The organism is Sulfidibacter corallicola (assembly GCF_017498545.1).
GTDB classification, from domain to species: domain Bacteria; phylum Acidobacteriota; class Holophagae; order Acanthopleuribacterales; family Acanthopleuribacteraceae; genus Sulfidibacter; species Sulfidibacter corallicola.
The window spans coordinates 11,434,434-11,455,341 of sequence record NZ_CP071793.1 but is presented as its reverse complement, the minus strand read 5'-3'; the positions used below and the strand labels follow the sequence as shown (position 1 = coordinate 11,455,341).

Annotated in this window: 7 protein-coding genes; 3 read left to right on the top strand and 4 right to left on the bottom strand. The window is 59.0% G+C overall.

The features are described from left to right. Nucleotides 1-35: 35 nt before the first annotated feature. Together J3U87_RS33805 and J3U87_RS33800 are read right to left on the bottom strand one after the other, a co-directional pair. Nucleotides 36-2,957 carry a CHAT domain-containing protein gene (locus J3U87_RS33805; RefSeq protein ID WP_237380422.1) on the bottom strand — a complete coding sequence of 974 codons (2,922 nt, stop codon included), beginning with the start codon at nucleotides 2,955-2,957 and terminating at the stop codon, nucleotides 36-38. A gap of 269 nt (nucleotides 2,958-3,226) precedes the next feature. After that, a complete protein-coding gene (locus J3U87_RS33800) occupies nucleotides 3,227-3,997 on the bottom strand; it encodes a hypothetical protein (RefSeq protein ID WP_237380419.1) in 771 nt (256 codons plus the stop codon). A 408-nt stretch (nucleotides 3,998-4,405) separates the two neighbouring features. On the opposite strand from J3U87_RS33800, the gene J3U87_RS33795 reads away from it, so the two are divergent. Then, nucleotides 4,406-4,705 (top strand): hypothetical protein, encoded by a 300-nt coding sequence (locus tag J3U87_RS33795; protein ID WP_237380417.1) that lies wholly within the window; start codon nucleotides 4,406-4,408, stop codon nucleotides 4,703-4,705. 385 nt (nucleotides 4,706-5,090) lie between these two features. Here the strand turns inward: J3U87_RS33795 and J3U87_RS33790 are convergent, their stop codons facing one another. Together J3U87_RS33790 and J3U87_RS33785 are read right to left on the bottom strand one after the other, a co-directional pair. Next, nucleotides 5,091-5,696 (bottom strand): hypothetical protein, encoded by a 606-nt coding sequence (locus tag J3U87_RS33790; RefSeq protein WP_237380415.1) that lies wholly within the window; start codon nucleotides 5,694-5,696, stop codon nucleotides 5,091-5,093. A 1,339-nt stretch (nucleotides 5,697-7,035) separates the two neighbouring features. Continuing rightward, on the bottom strand, nucleotides 7,036-16,002 hold the full coding sequence (locus J3U87_RS33785) for a non-ribosomal peptide synthetase (protein WP_272932444.1): 8,967 nt from the start codon (nucleotides 16,000-16,002) through the stop codon (nucleotides 7,036-7,038). Nucleotides 16,003-16,833: 831 nt separating this feature from the next. Between J3U87_RS33785 and J3U87_RS33780 the strand changes: the two genes are divergently transcribed. Beyond that, complete coding sequence (locus J3U87_RS33780; RefSeq protein ID WP_237380413.1) at nucleotides 16,834-19,116, top strand: hypothetical protein; 2,283 nt, start codon at nucleotides 16,834-16,836, stop codon at nucleotides 19,114-19,116. A gap of 1,168 nt (nucleotides 19,117-20,284) precedes the next feature. Continuing rightward, nucleotides 20,285-20,905 carry a TetR/AcrR family transcriptional regulator gene (locus J3U87_RS33775; RefSeq protein ID WP_237380411.1) on the top strand — a complete coding sequence of 207 codons (621 nt, stop codon included), beginning with the start codon at nucleotides 20,285-20,287 and terminating at the stop codon, nucleotides 20,903-20,905. Nucleotides 20,906-20,908: the final 3 nt, after the last annotated feature.

Genomic DNA, 20,908 nt, shown 5'->3' with positions numbered 1-20,908 from the left:
TGTTTCGTCGCCGCGCCTCAGTGGAATCCTGTGGGTCAATCCCAACGACCATATAGCTGAAAACCGGCCCAGTAGTAGGGGGACGACCAATCGCCACTGGATCTCAGTGCCAACTGGGCTCGGCGCAGCGCCGCTGCCGGTGCCAACTGTCGTTGGAACACGCCTTCGTAAAAGTGTGTCATCAGATGGGCGGTACCTTCATCCGAGACACGCCAGAGGCTTGCAACCACTCGCGGGGTGCCTGAAACCATGAAACCGCGAGCCAGACTCAGCGCTCCCTCGCCCCGGATTTCGGCACCTCGCGCTGTCTCGCATGCACTGAGTACGACCAATCCCGCGTTCAATTCCAACCCATAGATTTCGTGGAGATTCAGTAGGCCGTTCACTGCCTTTCCTTCCTCGTTCCAAGTACTTAACCATAAGCCGGATCGTTCGGGACGGGCACTGTCGGAGGTGGCATGCGTGGCAAAATGCAGAATCCGATGATCGCGGCCGAACCCGCGCAACAGGGGAAGCCGGGCCGCAGAGGGGCCAAGGCGGATGACCGTTCGTCCAGGTCCTACGATGCGTTGGATATTCATCGCTTCGGTTCTGGAGAACGGCAAGGGGACCAGCTCCGTCTGTGCCGGAGACCGCCATGGATCGGCGGAAGCATCGGTAAGCCGCGCCGATGGTTGACCCGTAGGCGGGGATGGTGGAGGCGTGCTCTTTCGTTCGTTGGTTGGAGTGTAGGTGGGATTCGCGAAGACCGCGACGGTTGCCGTTTCCGTTGTTTCGAAGACGGGGACTTGGGGCAGTAGGGCGAGCGTTTGGATCGAAGGTGTTTGAATCAGCTCGAAACGGTCGATCATCCACGTTTCGTCGGTGCCCGGGTTACATCCTCGAGGTAGGGGGAGCGCTGCGAACGCGACGCCCAGCAGGCCTGGATCGAGTACGAGAATCAAGCGGTGTTTGGTCAGATATGGGGAAAGATCTCCGAAGAGGGCTTCGCTCAAATTCCGGGCCGCGATTTCGATGGACTGTGCGTTGATCACGTGGTGTTTTGCCCGGTAGGAGGTGGTTCGAATCATTCCCACAAGGGCTGCGCGGGCAGGGAGTTCGACGCTGATCAGTGTCTCTCGATCGAGGATCCAGGCGTAGCCCCGATCGTCTCCCAGCCAAAAGTAGATGAGCAAATCTTCCTCGCCCAAAAGGGACGTTCGGACGGTGTCCAGCCAAGCCGCCGCCTCGGCGGTCCGGGATTCAAGAAGCTTCGCTACCGCACTTTCGGGCCCTCCTGGTGAGCTTGCCGGGCTGTCGAGCGCCTTCGAGAGTCGGCTCCCCGCCGAATCTTCGAGAGACGCGGCCATGAACGGTTCTGTCACATGCGGTTCCGCGATAGGGTTCGCCTTTGAAGATCCCGCTGCATCGCGCTTGCCTGAAGTGGTGTCGCGATTGGATTCGGTATAGGGAAAGTCTCGGATTTCCTTTGTTTTTCGAAGCGAGTCGGCCAAGGAGCGGGCGCGGGCTGCCTCTGTGGCTGCGAGCGCGAGGCCGTCGAAGCCCTCTGTAGGTCGTTGGCGATGCAGGTCGAGAAAAAGGTCGATGCGCAATTGGTAGGCCCTCATCTTGGTTGCGAGGTACTCGGCCCGCATGTCGCCGTGCGGGACTTTTACGCGTTGGTGCTCGCTCAGGTCGATGGCTTGGTTAACCTGCGTCAGCGCGGAGGCCGGGTCCTGACGTGAACGCGCCAGCGATGCGAGCCCCACCAATGTCTCGATTTCCAAAGCCACGTCGCCCACCTTCCGGGCGCGATGCAGGGTGTCTTTGAATCGGTCGTCGGCGTCGGGGTTACCCAAGAGCGCAGCCGTGCGGGCGAGACTGTAGTGGGAATAGGCCGCGCTACGATGATCTTGCATGGATTCGCGCAGCTCCAGAGCTCGGTTGAAGTATCGTTCCGATGCTCGAAGCCGGTTTTGTTCGAAATGGACCACCCCGATGTTGTGAAGGGAAAAGGCGCGATCGCGAATCGCGCCGCTTTTGGAAAGCGCACGCCGGTGCAGGTCGAGCGCGGCCTCGGGATCGCCCTGAAGACGGCGTGTCCAACCGAGGTTGTTGAGTGTCTGGGCTTCGCCGCTCGGGTTGTCCAGCTTTGGCCAAATGGCCAGCGCCATCTCGAGGAAACTCGAAGCTCGATCCAATTCGTTCAGGTAATTGAGCACAACCCCGATGTTGTTGGCCACAAAGGCTTTTCCCCACAGGGCTTCTTCTTCCTGGTAGTGATCGAGGACCTCGTATGCCTTCCGGTATTGTTCCAGGGCGGCGGCGGGTTGGTCCAATTGATCCCAAGCGCCGCCCATGCAATTCCAGGTGAAGGCTGTTTCCATGGGCTTTTCCGCTTCCTGCCAGAGGGGCAGGGCACGCAGAAAGTAGGGATAAGCCTGTTTGGGAAGGCCCTTCCCGAGTTGTACCAATCCCAGATTGTTCAAGGTTTGGGCGCGCTCGAATGCATCCCCCTCGCGTTCCCGGATACTCAATGCGGTGCTCAGCCAGGCCTCCGCCTCGTCGTAGTCGTCCAATTCAAACCAGGCCAGTCCCCCCGCGTTTCGGGCTCGGGCCTCCCCGAGTTCGTCGCCGGATTGCGCATACAGTTCCGCCGCGCAATCATACTGTTCCACCGAACGCCTCAGCCACGCGGGCGTACCGCGCTTCCGTGCCTTCTCCGCCTGCTTCCAATACCACTCGGCCACATGGTGATCGGTAGGTCCCAAAGGCGGGGGTTCCGGCGGAGGAGGGAGCGCCTCTGCCTCCAGCTTGGGGGAGGTGGCCTCCCTGGCGCCCGTGGGGGCGGGCATGGAACGACATCCGATCGAGTACCCTAGAATCACTCCCAGGGCAAGGCGAAGGGTGAGCGTGGTCATCGAGGGAACCAGGCTGGGCATGGCGGAACGACCGGTGGGTTTCGAAGCGAACGGCATGGCTTTTCCGAGCGTTGGATGCTGGAGGGTGGATGGTTCCAACATACGAAGACGCGTGATCGATTTCAAGAGCAAGTCGGATGGATGCCGTTTCCCGTTTCGGAGGCATGACGAGCGGCAACGCCGGGGTTCGCACCTCGACCATCCAAGGATAAGGTCCCAGTTCGCGACACTTCTTTGTATCGCAGGTTCGTTTGGAACCGAGGACACAGAGGCGCCTTCACTGGGACCGTATGGGATCGTGCCCACCCAGAATCGCTCTATTTAGGTCAAGGGCCGGGGGTTGGATATAAAAGTTTGTCGATTCGTTTGATCAGTGCTTCCGAAGCTTTTTTGGTTTGTGTGATGTATGCCCGTTTGTAATGTTCCCATCCACTCCTTATGGCTTCATCCGCGACGACGATCAAGTCCTCGACATTGGGTAATCTTCCATCTTTCCACCAGTATTCCCAATACCACAGGACAATGGCACCCAGCAGACATTCGTCCAGCACTTCCAGATGGAAATCGACCCTCAGATTATGCTCGTCGAGGAGTGAACCTGCTTGGCCTGGCTCCAGAAAATAGATCCACCAGGTGCGAATATGGGTTTCCGCCACGAGCGGGAGTAGGTGGTAAATGGTGAGCTGGCCAAACCTCAAATAGTTGGCGAGATTGTGAGGCGGCGGATCGGGCAGGGCTTCCTCGAGAGGGGTTCGCTGGATGGATGAGGCAATCGCGTGGACGGATATCAGGCGCTGGGTTTCCCAGGGAGCGAGCCAGGTCGCAAGATTGGTATAGTACCCTCTTATTTTTTTGATGTTGGCGAATGCTTGTTCTTCCTCGCGGGTCAGGTTCTCTTTCTTTTGAGCTTCTCCCAGACGGTGCCAATCGGGCCAACCTCTCAAATTGAGGTTGGTCCAGTGGTGAAACGAAGAATCCACCGCGATCCGCCCAACCGGGTCTAGAGCCAGAAAGCCGTTGTAGGCGCCCACCGCGCCAAATTCCGAAGGGGGTCGATCGCCCTGTGTTTGGTCTTCTTGGAAGTTTCGATCCACCAACAGTTTGGTGCTCCGATTGAACGTGGACCCCACGATTTCCCAAGGTAGTCTCGGCGGTTCTTGAGGCAATGACGTGGATGAATCTCTGGCGGCATAGGGAAATTCGTTGACAAAGGGCCCGATGCCCGGACCCTTTTTAGCACCTATGTCTTCCAGCGCTTCTTTGGTGCATTCCAGGACCTCGCCTTCGTGAGGGTGATCCGGCAATGCGTTGACCTCGTTCAGGGGCCAAGGCATCGAAAGAATGGGATGGGGCAGTGCATATCTGCGGAAGAGGAGGGGGTCGACAATCTGTTGTTCGTGAAGGGGATGCGTGAGTTGGTAGTCGTAGTAATACCGCACGTTCAGCGAAAGGGGGATTTCATCCGACTGGTGTTCCGGAAACAACGGGTCGGGAGGGGTTCGGGGATGTACGGTATTGTTTCGATGAGTGGTGGTATTTGGAAGAGGATCCTTCGAAAAGTGCAGCATGCGCCGCACGCGGGGAAGCCGACCACAGAGCGCATTGCCCAGGAGGCCGTGATCCGCCGTGGCGAAGACCCCGTATCCTGCATCCATGAAACTTCGCAGGATGTCCACTTCGTGCGGCTGGAGGGGGTCGGTATCGGCCAGTGTCCCGAAAAACCAGATTTGATCGAATTTGAACCTGACCTCGTTTCGGTTTCGGCCCTTTGTACAAATCGTATCGCGCTCGAATCTGAACGGTGAGTTATCGTGCTCTTTGATGCGCTTACAGATGCTGCTGTTGCGAATATCTTTGCCCAAGATGTTCTTCAGTTTCAACGTCTTCGATTTTTGACGGTGTGCACAGGTGATGTAGAATTTGACCCACCATTGTGGATTGAACAGGAGTGCGTGCAACATTTTGGATAGACCCCAAGGCGAGTTGTCGAATTGAAGTTTGCCATCGACGATCACCAACAACCGAATCCTGATGGGTGGGAATGGATAGGTTTCGCAGGATTCCAGTCCGAAATAGGCGTGGTTCTCCCGGATGAGCTCGGGGAATGGCGTTTTTGGCGAATAGGGTGTGGGAGGTGTGGCTTTGAGCGGGCTTATGGATTGGAAATACTTCGCGGTGTACCCATTCATGTCAGGTCCCCTGATTTCCGGCGCCATATGTGCCGGTCCCACCGGTCATTTTTTTTTGGATCGCGAGGAATTCATTGATAAAGTCCGCGCCACTTTTGCTACCTTTATTTAGTTCATCGAAGGCCTTGTTGAAGTCATTAAAGGGAACAAGGTCCTTGGCATCACGAGACTTTTCTAATAAGGGACGAAAATCCATCCAGTATCCGTAAAGCGTGACGGGCCTCAAATAATCTTGGTCGACACGAAAGCCCACGAGTACAAACTCGTCGCCTTGGGACAAGCCAATGAAGAGATTTTTTGATCCCTGCCCTGTATGTGCAACATGGGGATGAAACGTGAAGGGTGTCGCATTTGGAAATAGAATCGATTCGGGATAGGGGCCGGTTGGACTGGGTTTTCCAATGACGCAGTTGGGAGGGCTGGCATAGATTTGCGTGATATGGGCTGAGTCGATTTCCCATGGTGCATGGACACTGGTGAATTCAATAACGCCTGGATGATCTGTGGTATACCATGAGGTATTCGATCGCATCACAGATTGGGGATGGTCTGTTTCTTCGTTTTTTTTATCCTGCGGTTCGGCACAATTTCCTTCCGACTGGGCCATTTCGATTCCTCCCGTTCGGTCGCCACCGGTTGATTCAAGAGAGTTTCAGCCCTCCTGCCGCGCAGGTGGTTTGCGAGGCATGATCGGAAATTGGTATTCGAGGGCGAAGGGGGATTCGTCCGTCCGAGCGAGAACACCGGGTTGAGTGGATCCGATGATCACGATGCGGGAGATTCCTGCATGGAGGAACCAGGCAGGAAAAGCTCTAACGCTTTTTTTGCATTCAATAAAGACAGTTTGTGTAATGTCTCTTCTGCCTCTTGAGGCTTAATCCATTTTTTGAAAAAATCGCAAATGGGATCTAAGTGTTCCTCGAAAGACATTCCGAGATTTCGCGCTCCTGATATCGAAAATTATCATGTGCTTGGAAATGGTAATATTTTACATTGATCGCTTAAATTTATAAAAGTGATTTTTGAGAGATGAGGCAATGTTGTTTTATAAAAAATCCGTATTTTGTCTGGTGTTGGTCACCACCCATCATCAGATGAGAATATCGAGATTTGAGCTCAAGGTAGGAATGTCTTTTATAGTGTGAAAAAGACACATAGTTTGAGGTATTAATCCACATGTAAGACGGAGAGGGTTCTAGTGAAAAGGATCTCAATCAAAAGTGAAAGAGACGGCTAGAAACAATGTGCCTTTGCTTTCGAAGAAGGGAACCTGTGGATAGTTGGACACCAGCCTCAGCCGCGTCCAACCATCCATACTGCGAGCAAAAGTATCTCAAAACCAACAGCGACAGCGAGAGTGGTTGAAAATTAAGACACTTACGGTGAGTGCAATTAACTCCTTTCCCTCTGTGAACTCTCTTGAAACAAAGTGGTGTATTCAACCTGAGCTGGGTCTTGCCGTCGTCAAATCTTGATCAGGAAGGCAGGAATGATCGAAACCAGGAAAAGCAGGACCATGATGTGACACCAAATGCCGATCCTTTCCTGGTTTCCGATGTTCATGCGTTCCTGCTAAATTTTTTGGATGAACGACCCATGGCCCTTCGCCAGAAACCAGGTGTGCTGTTTCTTTCTCGAAATCGAGCGGGTTTGCCCGCTGGTTCGCGGCTCTTATGTAACAAACTCTGTAAAGCTCGAAGATAAAGATAAAAACCTAAAAAGGCGGATGTGCGGGGAGTTCGTCGAAAAATGTCGGCCCGGCGGGCCAACTTACTGCAACGACGCCCCTCTCACAAATGCGGGAACTCCCAAACGATTCGCTTCGATTAGTTACCCACCTGAAACCCGGTGGTCCGGCAATCCGGCCCCCGGCCTGGGCGGCGACTCCGTGGTAAAAATCCGCAGTCACTGCCGCGACGCACCTGGCGCGAAACGCGGAGGCATGGTCAGCGGAACCGCTCTTCCAAGAGATCTGCCACATGGTCCAGGTTGCCGTTGTCCTCCAGCAGCATGGTGAAATGGTTGCCTGGCAGTTTCAGGTGGCGGAATTCGCCCTCGCAGAACCCTTTCCACTTCTCCATCTCGGTCGCGACCGGGTTGTCGCGGGCCTCGATCGCGAGCAGGTCGCCCGCGATCGAGCCCAGGGTCGTGCGGCCGCTGATGGCGTCGAAGCAGAGCGCCAGGCATTCGGCCAGATCTTCGCGATCCTCGAAGTTCCAGGTCGCCAGCCATTGCTCCATTTCGTAGTTGCGGTCGTCTCCGAATCGCTTGCGACCGTCCAGGACCAGGCCGTCCATCAGCACCACGTTGACGGGGTGCCCGTGGATCTCCAGCTCCTTGGCGATCTGAAAGGCCAGGTTGCAACCCAGCGAGTACCCGACCAAGTACACCGGACCGCTTCGGTGGCGCTTCATGATGCCGTGGAAGATGGATTGGGTCATGGTCTCCAGGGTCCAGGCGTCGCGGGAGGAGGGGTAGAACATGCCGACTCCGTTGAAGCGACCGCTCAACCGTTGGGCCAACCCTTTGAAAATGAGCGGCTGACCCATGCCTGGCGGAATGAAGTAAATATCCGGCAGGTTGGGGTGGTCTTCGCTGAGCATCAGCCATTCGGCCTGATCGCCGCGCGACTGGAGCGCCCGCACCAGGCCGGAAACCGTGGGATGGTTGAAGAACACGGCCAGCGGAATCTTGAGATCCAGCTCCTCCTGCATGCGGTGCAGGACGCGGACAGCCTTGAGCGAGTGGCCGCCGATCTCGAAGAAATTGTGGTGGGGTTCGATGTGGGCTTGGTTCAATTCGCGACACCAAATGCGCAGAATGGATGCGGCGAGCGTGGCGTCGGACGCCGTCAACTCGGACGGCTCCTCCGGAACGGCCTCCTGATGGCGCCGTCCTACCTGCGTGTCGTCGAGGATGTGCAGGTTCCCGAATACGTCCACGCGCCCCCGGTCTCCGGTGCGAAACCAGTGCCCTCGTGGCCGGTGGGGCAGCCGAACGAACCGATCGCGTGTTTCCTCTTCGTCCAAGTAGCCGGGACCCAGGCTTGCGCCGCCGACGAAGACCTCACCGGCAATGCCCGTCGCAGTCGGCCTGCCCTCTTGGTCCAGAATCAATATCTCGTTGCCGGCTAACGGTTTACCTGCCGGGATTTGATGGTATGGGCGGTCGAGTGTGAGCGTGGTGGTCATGACGGTCGCTTCCGACGGTCCCCAGGCGTGGACCAGTTGCAGCGCGGGACACGCCTCACGCACCGATGCGACGTACTCCGGCTCGAGCCGGTCGCCTCCCGTGATCAGTTTGCGCAGGGGGGCCGGTGCGGCGGGATTCCCGGCGACCAGATCGTGGAAGACCGGGGTCAGCAGCAGTGCCACGGTCACCTGTCGATCGCGCCAGATCCTGGCCAAGTCGGCGCCGTTCGCCAGCACGTCTTGCGGGGCGATCACCGCCGTGGCGCCGTTGAGCAGGCTGCCGAACAGCTCGAACAGGTGGACTTCCTCGAAAGGCTGATGGACCAGGAGCACGCGGTCGTCTTGCGCAAGGGCCAAATCGCCCTGGTCCGTCACCAGGTTCAGGATGCCCTTTTGATCGATGGCGATGTCGCGACGTGAGGCGTGGTGAACGAGCGCCACCGGGTTCGCGGGTGCGGCAACTCGATCGGGACGCAGTGGCAGGCTCCTTCGATCGTGGCGTTCCTTGAGGCGGGGGAACACCTGGTCCCGAGATTCACGGTCGACTTCCAGGAAGATGTCGAAGCGATAGCGCGTCAACTCGTTGTCGAAATCACAGGGCCGCTTGTCGCCGATCTCGATGGCGCGAATGGCCGGAAGGTCGTGGGCCAGGTCGGCGAGCATGGCATGGCACAGGAAGAGCTCGTTGGACCAATCGATCTTGGTCTTGGCTTTTGGCGAATAGGCCAGGTGGGCGCGCAGGGAGACGATCATTTCCTGTTTGCGGGCCAGATCCATCACGTCGCCGAGAAAGATGCGACCGGTCGGCCCGAGCTTGTGGACGCATTTGGCCAACACCTCGCGCAGGTAGTTGTAACCCGGGAAGCACTGAATGACGCTATTGATGACGATCAGGTCGAAACCCTCCTCGTCCAGCATGTCCACGTCCACGGCCTCCAGGCAAGCCAAGCGGACGTGGTCCCAACCCGCGTCTTCGACACGCGCACGGGCGTGGGCCAGGACGCGTGGCGAAAGATCAAGGCCCACGTAGCGGCCGACCAACGGGGCCACGCGAACCATGGTAATCCCCGAAGCGCAGCCGATTTCCAGCACGCGCGTGTCGGGTGTCAGGTAGGGTCGAAGCTTGTCCAGCGCGTTGTCGCCGTATTCGTCCATGACGGTGCGGCTGAAGGGTTTGCCCGTGTAACTGTCCTGCCAGCCACCCGCGTCGATGTCGTCGGCGGCCGAGGTGCCCACGTAGTCCCAGAGCGTGACGTCGCCCAATTCACCGGGCTGTTCCACGAGCGCGTGGCCGTCGCCTTCGATGTTGAACAGGTGCTGCAGGTTGGGGAAGTGCCACAACAGTTCCTCGGCTTGGTGCTGATGGGCGAAATCGGTCACCAGCACGCGTACGCCGGCGTCTTCGACCAGCCGCTTCACGTGGCGGTGGAGCAAGCCCGGGTTGAGCGGCACGTAGGTGGCGCCGGCCTTGAGGATGCCCAGCAGGAGCCAGCCCAATTCGGGGCCGGTCTCCACCATGACCACGACGCGGCGATGTGCGCCGAGCTTCGGCGCCAACCACGCGGCGAAGCGGTCGGAAAGGGTGTCCGTCTCCTCGTAGGTCAAGTGGGACAGGCCGTCGGTGAGGGCGCATTTCCGTGGCTGTCGCCGTGCGATTCGAGAGAAACGGGCCGCAATGTCTTCCTGGATGGCGATCGGCTCGGATGCCTCCAGCGCGAATCGGTCCCGCTCGCGCAGCAGGGCGTCGATATCTGCCGACGTGTCCTGGCAGCTCGTGTATTTGGAAAGGGTCGTGAAAAAGTGAACGAGCAGGTCCACGGTGCGCTCTTCGAACACCCGGCTGTCGTACTCCAAACCGAACTGGAGCTGGTGCTCGTGCTCGAACGCGAAGAGCGTCAGGTCGAATTTGGAGGTGCCGTGGTCGAAGGCCTGGTTGAACATCGAGTGAACTTCGGTGCTCGGTCCGAACAAGCCCTGTGGATTGAGGATGGAATGGTGGCTGCGGTCCTCGGCGCCGAACCGTTGGTAGCCGAACACCGCGTTGATCAGGTGGACCGAATTGGCGTCGCGGGTGGGATTGAGTTTTTCCACCAGGCGGTCGAACGGGTAGAGCCCGTGCTCGAGGCCTTCGAACACCGAATCCGAAATCCGGGCCAGCATGTGACCGAAATCGTGGGTGTCCTCGAAATCGACCGGCAGGACCAGCATGTTGACGAAAAAGCCCAGCAACCCGGTCAGATCGGGGTGACGGCGATTGGCGTCGGCGTAACCGAGGTTGAATTTGGTTTGGTTGCTGAAGCGCGCCAAGGCGAGGGCCCAGAGCGCGAGCACCGCGTTGGGCAGGGTCGTGCGACCGGTGGCGGCCAGGCTGCGCAGGCGTGCCGTCTGGGCCTTGTCGAGCGAGAACGAGAGGTAGGCGCCCTGGAAGTGGTGATCACCCGGTGGCCGGTCGTACGGCAGCGCGACCGGGCCCGCGTGATCGCGCAGCTTGGCCATCCAGTGGTGTTCCATGTCGGTGAAATCGAACCGCCGTTCCCAGGTCGCGAAGTCTTTGTAACCGATCCGGTTGTGGCTCAATTCGAGCGGCGTGCCCTCCTGGTGGTGCAGGTAGAGCAGGCGCTGCTCGTCCATGGTGACTTCGATCGACCAACCGTCGCTGATGATGTGATGCAGATGGAGCATCAACGCCCATGCCCGGTCGCCCGTGCGGAAGAGCAGAACCTTCCACAGGGGACCGTTCTCCAGGTCGAAGCGGGTTCCCGCTTCTCGTTCGAAGCGGCGGCTGGCTTCGGCCTCCGGCTGGTATTTGTGACGCAGATCCTCGGCGACAAAGGGGAGCGGGAAAGCCTCGTCCGGCAGAATCTGCTGGATGGGATGGCCGTTGTCGGCGCGGAAGACCGTGCGCAGGCTCTCGTGGCGTCGGCGCAGGTCCGCCCAGGTCCTGCGCAGCGCTTCGGGGTTGAGATCGCCCGCGATGCGATAGGTGAGCGGCATGTTGTAGGCGCGGGAGCCCTCGTCCGAAAGGCTGAGGAACCACAGGCGTCGCTGGGCGTGGGAGAGCGGGTAGCTGTCGGCGGGATCGGCGATGGGAATCGGCTCGTAATGGAGTTCCGGGTGCTCCGCCAACGCGCGATGATCGACCTTGCCGTTGGGTGTCAGCGGAAAACGGTCCAGGTAGATGAACTTGGCGGGGATCATCCAGGTCGGCAGGCGCTCGCCGAGAAACGCCGCCGGGTCGGGGTTCATGGCCTGGTCCCCGGCGATCACGAACGCGGCCAGTTCCTTGCCCGCCGCGCCCTGGACCGACAGCACGTACGCCGACTGGACCGCCGGGTGCCGTTCCAAGTGGTGTCCGATTTCCTGGGGTTCGATGCGGTGTCCGCGGATTTTGACCTGAGCGTCGGTGCGACCCTTGATGACCAGGTCGCCCGCCTCGCTCCAGGCGGCCAGGTCGCCGGTGCGGTACAGTCGCCCGCCTGGCTGGAACGGGTTGGGTATGAATTGGGTGGCGGTGAGGTCCGGCCGGTTCAGGTAGCCGAGGGCAAGGCCGTCGCCGCCGAGGTACAGCTCTCCGGTGACCCCAGGCGGTAGCGGTTCGAGAGCCTCGCCCAGGACATAGGCGGTACTGTTGACCAGCGGCTTGCCGACGGGAATCGTTTCCGCGCTTTCCGCGATGTGTTCGATCGGGAAAAGGGTCGCCAGGGTCGCCGTTTCGGTGGGGCCGTACAGGTGGACGATGCGGGTTTCCCCCGCTGCCGCGGCGATGGCGGCCAGGGCCCGCTGAATGTGGTCGGGTGAGCACATTTCACCGCCGAACTGCACGTGCCGCAACAGCGGGAACAAACCGGGACGAAGGTCGACCAGCGCGTTGAAATAGGCGGTCGTGAAGAAGGCCGACGCGATGCGTTCGCGCCGGATGACCGATTCCAGCAGTTCCGGTTGAAGCAGTTCTTCCTTGGGAAGGATGTAGGTGCGCGCGCCGCGGAGCAGGGGCGCGAACATTTCGAAGCAGGAGACGTCGAACACGAAATTGCCCGACTGGAGCAGCGTGTCGCCGGGGCTCAACACGACGAGGCGTCGATCCTCGACCATGCGCATGATGCCGGCGTGGGTGAGCAGCGCCCCCTTGGGACGGCCCGTAGAGCCGGAGGTGTACAGCACGGTCGCGGGCGAGAGCGGCAGCCGGGGCCGCGCGGAAAACGAGGCGTCGCCCTGAAGTTCGTCGTTGGGAAAGGCCCGCCAGGTCACCGCATCGGCGACGGACGGCGCGAAGCTCGGGTCGTGCAGGATCAGCTCGATCCCGCAGTCTTCGACGATGTGCTGCAGTCGGGCGCTGGGGAAGGCGGCACTCATCGGAACGTAGGTGGCGCCGGCCGCAAGCACGGCCAGCACGGCGGTGGTACAGGCCACGCTCGGATCGGCCAAGATCCCGACCCGGTCGTCGGGTTCGATACCGTGCGCGACCACGAGCGTTTCGGCAAGTGCCAGTGCTTGTCGGTGAACCTGGCCGAAGGTCCACTGCCGGTCCTTGTTCGCGAGAGCCGGCGCGCCCGGGATTCGGGTGGCCATCGCGGCGAAGGCCTCGAACAGGGACGGGTGTCGATTGGTGTGGGCGGTGTCGTTGATCGTTTCCACCAAAAAGGACCGCTCCGCTTGCGTGAGGGTCCGGTTCGCATCCGAATTCGTTCGGGCCTCGATCGCGGCCGCCAATTGGCGCACCGTGCCGTGGCGAAAGATGTCACTCACGGAGACCTTGGTATTGGCGAGGCGGCTGACTCCGGCCGCGAGGTACATGGCAGCCAGCGAGTTGCCGCCGACTTCGGTGAAGTTGGCGGTGGTCGCCACAGTTCCGAGTTTGAAACGCTGCTTCCAGAGGGCCAGGATTTGAGATTCCAGCTCCGTGGCGGGTGTGTCTTTCGAGTCGGGTTCCCGTGCCGGTTCGACCTGAGATGCCAAAGCCCTGCGGTCGACCTTGCCGTTGGCGGTGTGGGGAAGACGCTCGAGGATCGCGAGGCGTTCCGGAATCATGTACGGCAGCATGTATTCGGTCAGGTCCGCGCGGATCGCGCCTTTGTCGGTGTTTCGCGACACGACGAACGCCGCCAGAAACTGGCCGCCCATCGGGTCCGGAAGAGCCAGCACCGCCGTCTCGCGGATGTCCGGATGTTTCAGGAGCATCGTCTCCACGTCTTCCAGTTCGATGCGGTGGCCCCGGATCTTGACCTGGTTGTCGATGCGCCCCAGAATGTCCAGCGATCCGTCGGGCAGGCGCCGGCCCAGGTCACCGGTGCGGTACAGGCGCTCTCCGGCGTGGAAGGGATGGGGCACGAAACGTCCGGCCGTGAGACCGGGTCGGTTCAGGTAACCTCGGGCCAACCCCGGCCCACCGATCAAAATCTCTCCGGTGGCCCCGTCCGGAAGGGCCCTGAGTTTTCGGTCCATGATCCAAATGTCGTCCGTGGGCAGCTCTTGGCCGATGGGGATCCGCGAGCTGGTTTCCTCCGGATCGATCAGGTGGGCGGTGCAGAAGACCGAACACTCGGCGGGACCGTAGCCGTTGTAGATCCGGGTGTCGCGAGCCGCGGCGGCAGCTTGGCGGAACAGACCCGGATTGGCCGGTTCGCCGCCCACGATCAGGCCGTTCAACGGCTCGAGGCAGTTGGGTGACTCGCGGACCACATGGTGAAAAAGCGCCGTGGGTAGCAGCATGTGGCTGATTCGTTGGGTGGCCAGGGCGCGTGCGAAGAGATCCGATTGAAAGAGGAGGCGGCGCGGAATGTCGCTGATGGTACCGCCCGAAAGCAGGGTTCCCCAAATCTCGAAATTACTCAAATCGAACGACAAGTTCCCCATGCGGCCAAGGCGCATCTTGGGTGACAGGTAGCCGGTGTCCCGGCAGACGTCCACCAGTCTCAACATGCCCCGAGCCGGGAGTGCGATCGGTTTGGGCGTGCCGGTCGTGCCCGATGTGAAGATGATGTTGGTCAGCGAGAGGTCCGGGCGGATCGGGGGAACGAAGTCCTCGCGGGGTGGGGGCAGTTCGGTGAGGCGGCGCACTTCGGTGTCCAAACCCTGAACCCCTTCCGGTTGGCCATCCTGGGTAAGGACCAGTCGAATGTCGGCCAAGGCGCACATCTGGGCCAATCGTTCGCGGGGGTACTCGGGATCCAGCGGTACGTAGACGCCGCCGGCCCGGACAACGGCGAGGGCCGCCGTGATGAAATCGATGGAGGCCGGCATGGCGAGGCCGATTCGGGCTTCCGGTTCGATCTTTGGCGCCAATTGACTCGCCATCCGATGGGACGCCCGCGCCAACTCCCGGTAGGTGCGCGTCTCCATCCCGAACTCCAGGGCGAGGTGATCGGGCTGTGACCGAACGATCTTCGAGAAGCGTTCTTCGATGGTACCCCAGCTCCGGTCTTCCGCCGGTGGGGCCGCTGCGGCCGTTTCTGCGGTGGGTTTGGCCAGCAGCGGCACCTGATCCGCAGGCAGATCCTGCATGTCGCAAATGCGAACGATCTGGTCCATGATCTGGTCGAGCATCGATTCGTTCTGGGCGGCCTCGATCACGTCGGTTCGGGTCTCCAGCGTCATCAGCGAATCCTGCTCTCCTCTGGTTTGAAACACGGTTAAAACCGCGGCTTCGCCTTGACGATGGCGTTGTTCCAGGGCCGGACTGCCGTGGCCCTTGTAGGGCAGGTACGACAGTCCCAGGGAACGAAGACATTTGCCGATTTCGCCGGACCGGGTGTGGTGATGCATCGGGAATCGCCGATGGGCGGTGCATTCCCTAACCCGATCTTGAAGGTGGCGCACGAAATCCCAAAATGAACCGGTGAATCGCGTCTCGATGGGGACCGGAAGCACTTTGAGGAACAATCCCATCGTTTCTAAATCGTCACGGTTGTCGCGATTGAGGACGGGCACCGTGACCAGAAACGATTCGCGATCGAAGTAGCGCCCATGGAACAAAGCCAGGACAGCCAGAAAAAACGGAAAGGCCGTGGCGCCTTCGGCACGACAACGCTTGAAGATTTGCGCGCGTTGGGTGGGATTCAATCTGCGGATCGAGCGGTAACTTTCGAACTCGTCGGGCGGTGTCGCCATGAGTGGTGCCGGTGGATGGGCGAGGGTACGCTCCCAAAATTCCCGATCTCGTGTCTCGTCCGCAGACTTTGAATAGCGAGCCTCTTTTTCGAGGAAGTTGCGATAGGAGCGGTGTTTCACCAGCTTCGTGTCGGGGTTGGGTGCCTCGGCTGTCGCAAGCTGGAAAACCTTGTCGAGAAATCCCAAATAGCACCAGCCATCGCCAAAGACGTGATGGCCGACCAGGGCGATCCTGGATCGAGTCGACGACATGCGAAACAGGAAAAAGGTGAATTTTGGATCATCCAAGGGAAAGGATCGACTCGTGGCTTCCGACAAGATGGTTTCCGCCACTTTTTCCGGGTCGACTTCCCCGCTCAATTCCTTGTAGATCGCGATGGGTTCGATGTTGGGATCGAACCGCTGAAAGACTTCGCCATCCTCTTCGTGGATGGACATCCTCCATCCGTCTTGGGTTTCCCAAGCCATGTGGACCGCACGACGCCAGGCAGATTCCTCGATTGCCGTATTCAAGTCGATCCTGGCAGGACAGAGGCGCTGGACAGATTCTGGCGAGCGCTGTTGGTCGATCCACATTCCCAACTGGGTACCGGACAAAGGGAAGTCGTTCCGCATGAAAGCTCCTCGGATTCAATCTATTAGGTATTAGCTAGATTCATCGCGATTCGCGGTCATTTTTTATTCCCGAGGGGATCGAGGTGCCCGAAGCGGGACACCGGCCAAATGGCTGGATTGGTTCGTGTCCGTCCCGAAACAGGGTTTTGATGAACATGCTCCTGCGAACCGGGATGGTTACCAGCACCAACCGGTATCGGCAGCCAGGTATCAGGTGTCAGCTAATCGCCTATGAACACGTATCTTGCTGATACCTGATACCTGATACCTGATACCCGATCGCGCGCCCATCCAGCCGAGTCGCCTGGATTGTGGAAATGATTTCGTTGCTGAATGGGCACTCGTTACCCAGGTTCCATGGCGAGGGCGGGCCGGACCTTCTGCACTCATATGGTTTCGCAACGGGGGTTCTTCGAACGCAACCGATCGAGATTGGCGACGATGAGAATGAATCTCATGCAAGTGTCTGAAGGAAAGGGGCTTTGACGTGTTCGTCATTCAATATCTCCCCGAAACCTCCCCTTTTTCTCCATAGTTCTTCCACGATCTTGGGATAGTTTCTTTTACAACGAGGACGACCCCTCCGCCACGCCCGAAGACAGCGGGCTTTTCCCCCTGGCGTACGTCCCAACTCCATTCATCCGACGCGCCCGAAGACATTGGGTTTTTCCCCTGGCGTGCGTCCCAAATCAACCCATCGGTTTTGCCGAGGCGTCTGCGATGTCACCGTCGCCTCCGGCCGGGGATCCTATTGCCATGCATGTGGCCATGCCGCGCCATGCAACCGACGAAGTGCCAACGGACGATTGAAGAAACAGGAGCAATGTCACTATGTCTACCCGTTCAGTTTTTAGCTCACAACAGTCTCAGTTACAGAGAACGACCTCTACCACCCATTTGGGCAAAACCAATCCCCTGGGTTTGAAAGCCAGCCAGCGCGGGCGATCCATGTCGATGCCCGATCTGACCAAATCCGGTCACGTGGCCTCCAGCACGCCGGCCACCGAAGTGAGCCTGGGCGCCAAGAAGGATCTCAACAACAAGCGTGTGCAAATCCTGCAGCTCCAGGTGCAAATTGCGAAAGGGCAACAGTTGCCGAATTCCAAGGGCAGTGTCGACCGAAAGGCCAGGGCAGCGTTCGAAGCCTTCGCCCTGGCTCACCAGCAAAACCTGTCCGACAACCGCAAGGGCACGGCCCACGTCTACACCTTGCCCGAATTCTTTTGGAGCAAGTACGGCGACGCCTTCGATCAGGAGTTGCACGACTACACCCTGGCCCAGATTCAGGAGTATGCCTCCAATCCCGAATTCGAGAATGCCGTGTTCGTGCTCGGCACCATGGTCACTGCCAAACGTCCCGAAAGCCTCGTTCAATTTGATGCGGACGATGTAGGCACGATCAGCGACCAGTTGGAAGTGGATCTCCGGGATGCGTTCCAGGAGGCCATCTCCACCCAGGACGAGAGCTATACCAAACCCACCCGTGAGCGGGTGCTCCTCGCCACTGTCGGGGACATGCTGAACGCGGAGATGAAAAAGCACGACCTGAAGCCGGATGCCTCGCTCGAGGAGATCAAGGAATCCGACATGAATCGCGGCGAAGCCATCCAAAGCATCACGGCACGTGTCAAAACGATGAATCGACACGTGGATGCCATGAAGTCGCTTTTCGCCATTCACCCCACCAAGTTCCCCAATGACGAACAAATCGCACAGTTCAACGAATATGTGACCAACAGCCAGTGGGGCGAAGCCAAGGCGATGTTGGCCGAACTGATGGCGCCGTTCAAGTCGCCGAGAGAGACAAGCCGCTACATGAAGTCCGGCATGATGCGGAAGATCAACGCCTTTTTTCAGTCCCAGGAAGATGCCGCGGCGGCCAAGGCCCTCATGAAAGATTTCAAAACCCATTTTCAGCCCAAGATTCTCTCACCCACCGAACGCCGCAATATCATTCAGGACAAAAAACATATCAAGCGGTCCGACCAAATTCAGGATCCGGCCCAATTCAAAAAGTGGTACTCCGTCAAAAGCGACAGCTCCATGTACAAGTCCTTCGAAAACAAGGCGGTTGTGATCGAGGGCGGTACCGATGGCCAGATGAAGTTCGTCAACAAGGTATACCCCTCCGATATCGACAGCCCGCATTACGACGAGGTCGCCTACTCCGTGCGCTCGGACGACGGCAACGATGTGAACTCCAGCTTCCGCCATGAATCGTTCCAATCGCACGTGAGCAAGGTCCATCCCCAGAACACGGTGAAGCAGGTGCAAACCAAGTCCAGAAGTGCGGGGATCGATGCGGCTTCCTTCATGTTCGAATCGCCCAAAACCGGCTTGAAGTTGGGCGTGGCCATTTGCCGCGACTATTCGAGCCGCGCCTACCAACACATCGCCGACGAATCGCTCAAAGGCCAAATCGATCACCTTCAGATCGTTTCGGCCGGTGTGGATGAACTTGACGACAAAAAAGGCATGGCCAAGTCTTCCGTCGCCCTCAATGACGGTTTGAGCCAGTTGCCGCGTGCCAAGTCGTTTGTGGAGGACTCTCCCTTCCGACAGGACGATGGGGTGACCCACATCATCAAGTACGATGACAGCGACAAATCCTTCAGCATCGAAGCCAACATGAAGAAGTCCATGTTCCAAAGCCGGCCGATCGACTTTACCAGGGACTTTGCGATGGACGTCAGCCCGCCGCTTCACTTGCAGGACGGCGACGATTCCTCGGTGGAATCCTTCGAAACTTTCGGCGTCAACTCGGGCATCAATCCGTTGCTCCACCAGAACGTCAGCGATGCCCGCAACACCCTGGAGGTCTTGTACGACCAGATCGATCAGGCGAACCATTTCATGAAATTGATCGAGGCCGAGGAGCAAAAAGGTGGCGCCGCCGACTATTCGGCGATCTACGCCGCGATCAATCAGGACCCCTTCATTTCCGACAGTACCCATCTCGAGGCGGATACCACGCCCAAGGACGCCAAATTCGCGCTCAACCAGTTCATATCCGGCGTGAAGAAAAACGTGGCCAAAACGGAAAAGATCCTCTCCGACGGCCTGGCCTTCCTCGACCAGATCAACGTTGAGCGTTTGCGGCATCAGCATTACTGATCCGGGGGATCCCGAAATAGGGTGAGCCGAAAAAGGTAGTTTCTTCATCCCGGTCAGCGGAGACTACGATTTTTCACCACGGAGTCGCCGCCCGGGCCGGTGGCCGGTGTGCCGATGGTCGGTATGCCGAACCACCGGCACACCGGCCACCGGGTTTCAAGTGGGTAACTAATCGAAGCGAACCACTAGGGAGTTCCCGCATTCACGAGAGGGGCGCAAGGCCTGTAGGTTGGCCCGCTGGGCCGACTTTCGAAGCGACGTAACCCTCGATGAAGCGCCATCCCAAAGAGCCTTGCCGATCCTTTCCCTAAACGCTCACCCCAAAGCACCCATCCTCGTTGTTCCCGCATGCCGAGGGAGAAACCAGGCCAGTAGGTTGGCCCGCTGGGCCGACGCTTCGAAGCAATCCAAGCAACAGCAATCAATTGCGCCAAAGAGCGAAGCCGATCATTTCCCTCGCGACCCCGATCAAAAGCCGCAAAGTCCGAAGTCCCCGCATCGCGAGAGGGGCGCCAGGCCTGTAGGTTCACCAGCTTGGTGAACCAATCGAAGCAACTCAAGCAACGACAATCAATTGAGCCAAAGAGCGGAGCCCGATATCTCCCTCGCGCCCCCAATCGAAAGCCGTGAAATCCCAAGTTTCCGCATCGCGAGAGGGGCGTAAGGCCATTGGGTGGAGCAGCTTGCTCCATCAATCGAAGCGACCGAGCACAGATCGAAATCGATCATCGGGAGATCTAGAGGCCCGACTTATCCGCTTCGCTCTATTACCACTTGATCTTGCGAAGCATGGGCTGCTTCGAAGTGTCGGCCGGGCCGGCCAACCTACTGCAATGGCAACTCTCTCCTGGATTCAGGAACTCCTGGATGACGAGCTTCGATTGGTGGAGCAGGCTGCTCCACCTACAGGCACTTCGCCTCTCTCTCGATGCGGGAACTGCTAGCATGCGCCCTTCGAAAAGTCGGCCGGGCCGGCCAACCTACTACAATCTCGACCCTCAAAGAATGCGGGTACTCCGAGCGGATTCGTTTCAAGCCAGGGCACAGGAGAAACGGAGTTGAATCGGGCCGGATCGCCGCCCGACAAAAATGTGGTGAGGCGAGGCGATCGAAAAAGGGTTGTCGTTTCACGATAACAGTGTTATTTATTTTTGCGGGAGGTTTCTCTGTGGCGCTGACCAAGCAAAAAGATCCCGCCGCCTTTCGCCGGACCATTCTGCGCAAGGCGGCCGAATTGATTCGCGAGCAGGGCGTGCACGGCCTGTCGATGCGCAAGTTGTCCCATGCGCTGGGCGCCTCGACCATGGTCCTCTACACCCATTTTCGCAACAAGCAGGACCTCCTCAACGAGCTGTACCTGGAAGGTTTCGATCGATTGCGCCGGCATCTGGAAGAGGTGCCCGAGGGTGAAGATCCCCTGGCCTACGTGGTCGAGTTGGGTCGGGCCTATCGGCGCGCCGCGCTGGCCAATCCCGATGCCTACGAGTTGATGCAGAGCCGTACCCTGCAGGGGTTTTCCCTGCCCAAGGAAAGCCTCGAAAAATCTGCCCTGAGTTTTCGCGTTCTGGAAGGTGCCGTGCGCCAATGTATGGATCGCGGTCTGATCGCCCCCGGCTGCAGTCGCGAGGTGGCGCAAATGTTGTGGGGCTCGATTCACGGTTTGATCAGCCTGCAACTGGCGGGGCATTTCGTATCCGAAGAAGCGGCGACCGCACGCTTCGAAATGGTCCTCAAAACCCTGGAATTCGGCTTGATGGCCGGCGCGCATGCGCGAGAAGTGGAGGAATGAGCG

Bases quoted from the DNA above. Each gene is read 5' to 3' on its own strand.
- J3U87_RS33785 (WP_272932444.1), bottom strand. From the start codon at position 16,002: ATGCGGAACGACTTCCCTTTGTCCGGTACCCAGTTGGGAATGTGGATC.
- J3U87_RS33795 (WP_237380417.1), top strand. From the start codon at position 4,406: ATGTACGGTATTGTTTCGATGAGTGGTGGTATTTGGAAGAGGATCCTT.
- J3U87_RS33790 (WP_237380415.1), bottom strand. From the start codon at position 5,696: ATGGCCCAGTCGGAAGGAAATTGTGCCGAACCGCAGGATAAAAAAAAC.
- J3U87_RS33780 (WP_237380413.1), top strand. From the start codon at position 16,834: ATGTCTACCCGTTCAGTTTTTAGCTCACAACAGTCTCAGTTACAGAGA.
- J3U87_RS33805 (WP_237380422.1), bottom strand. From the start codon at position 2,957: ATGCCGTTCGCTTCGAAACCCACCGGTCGTTCCGCCATGCCCAGCCTG.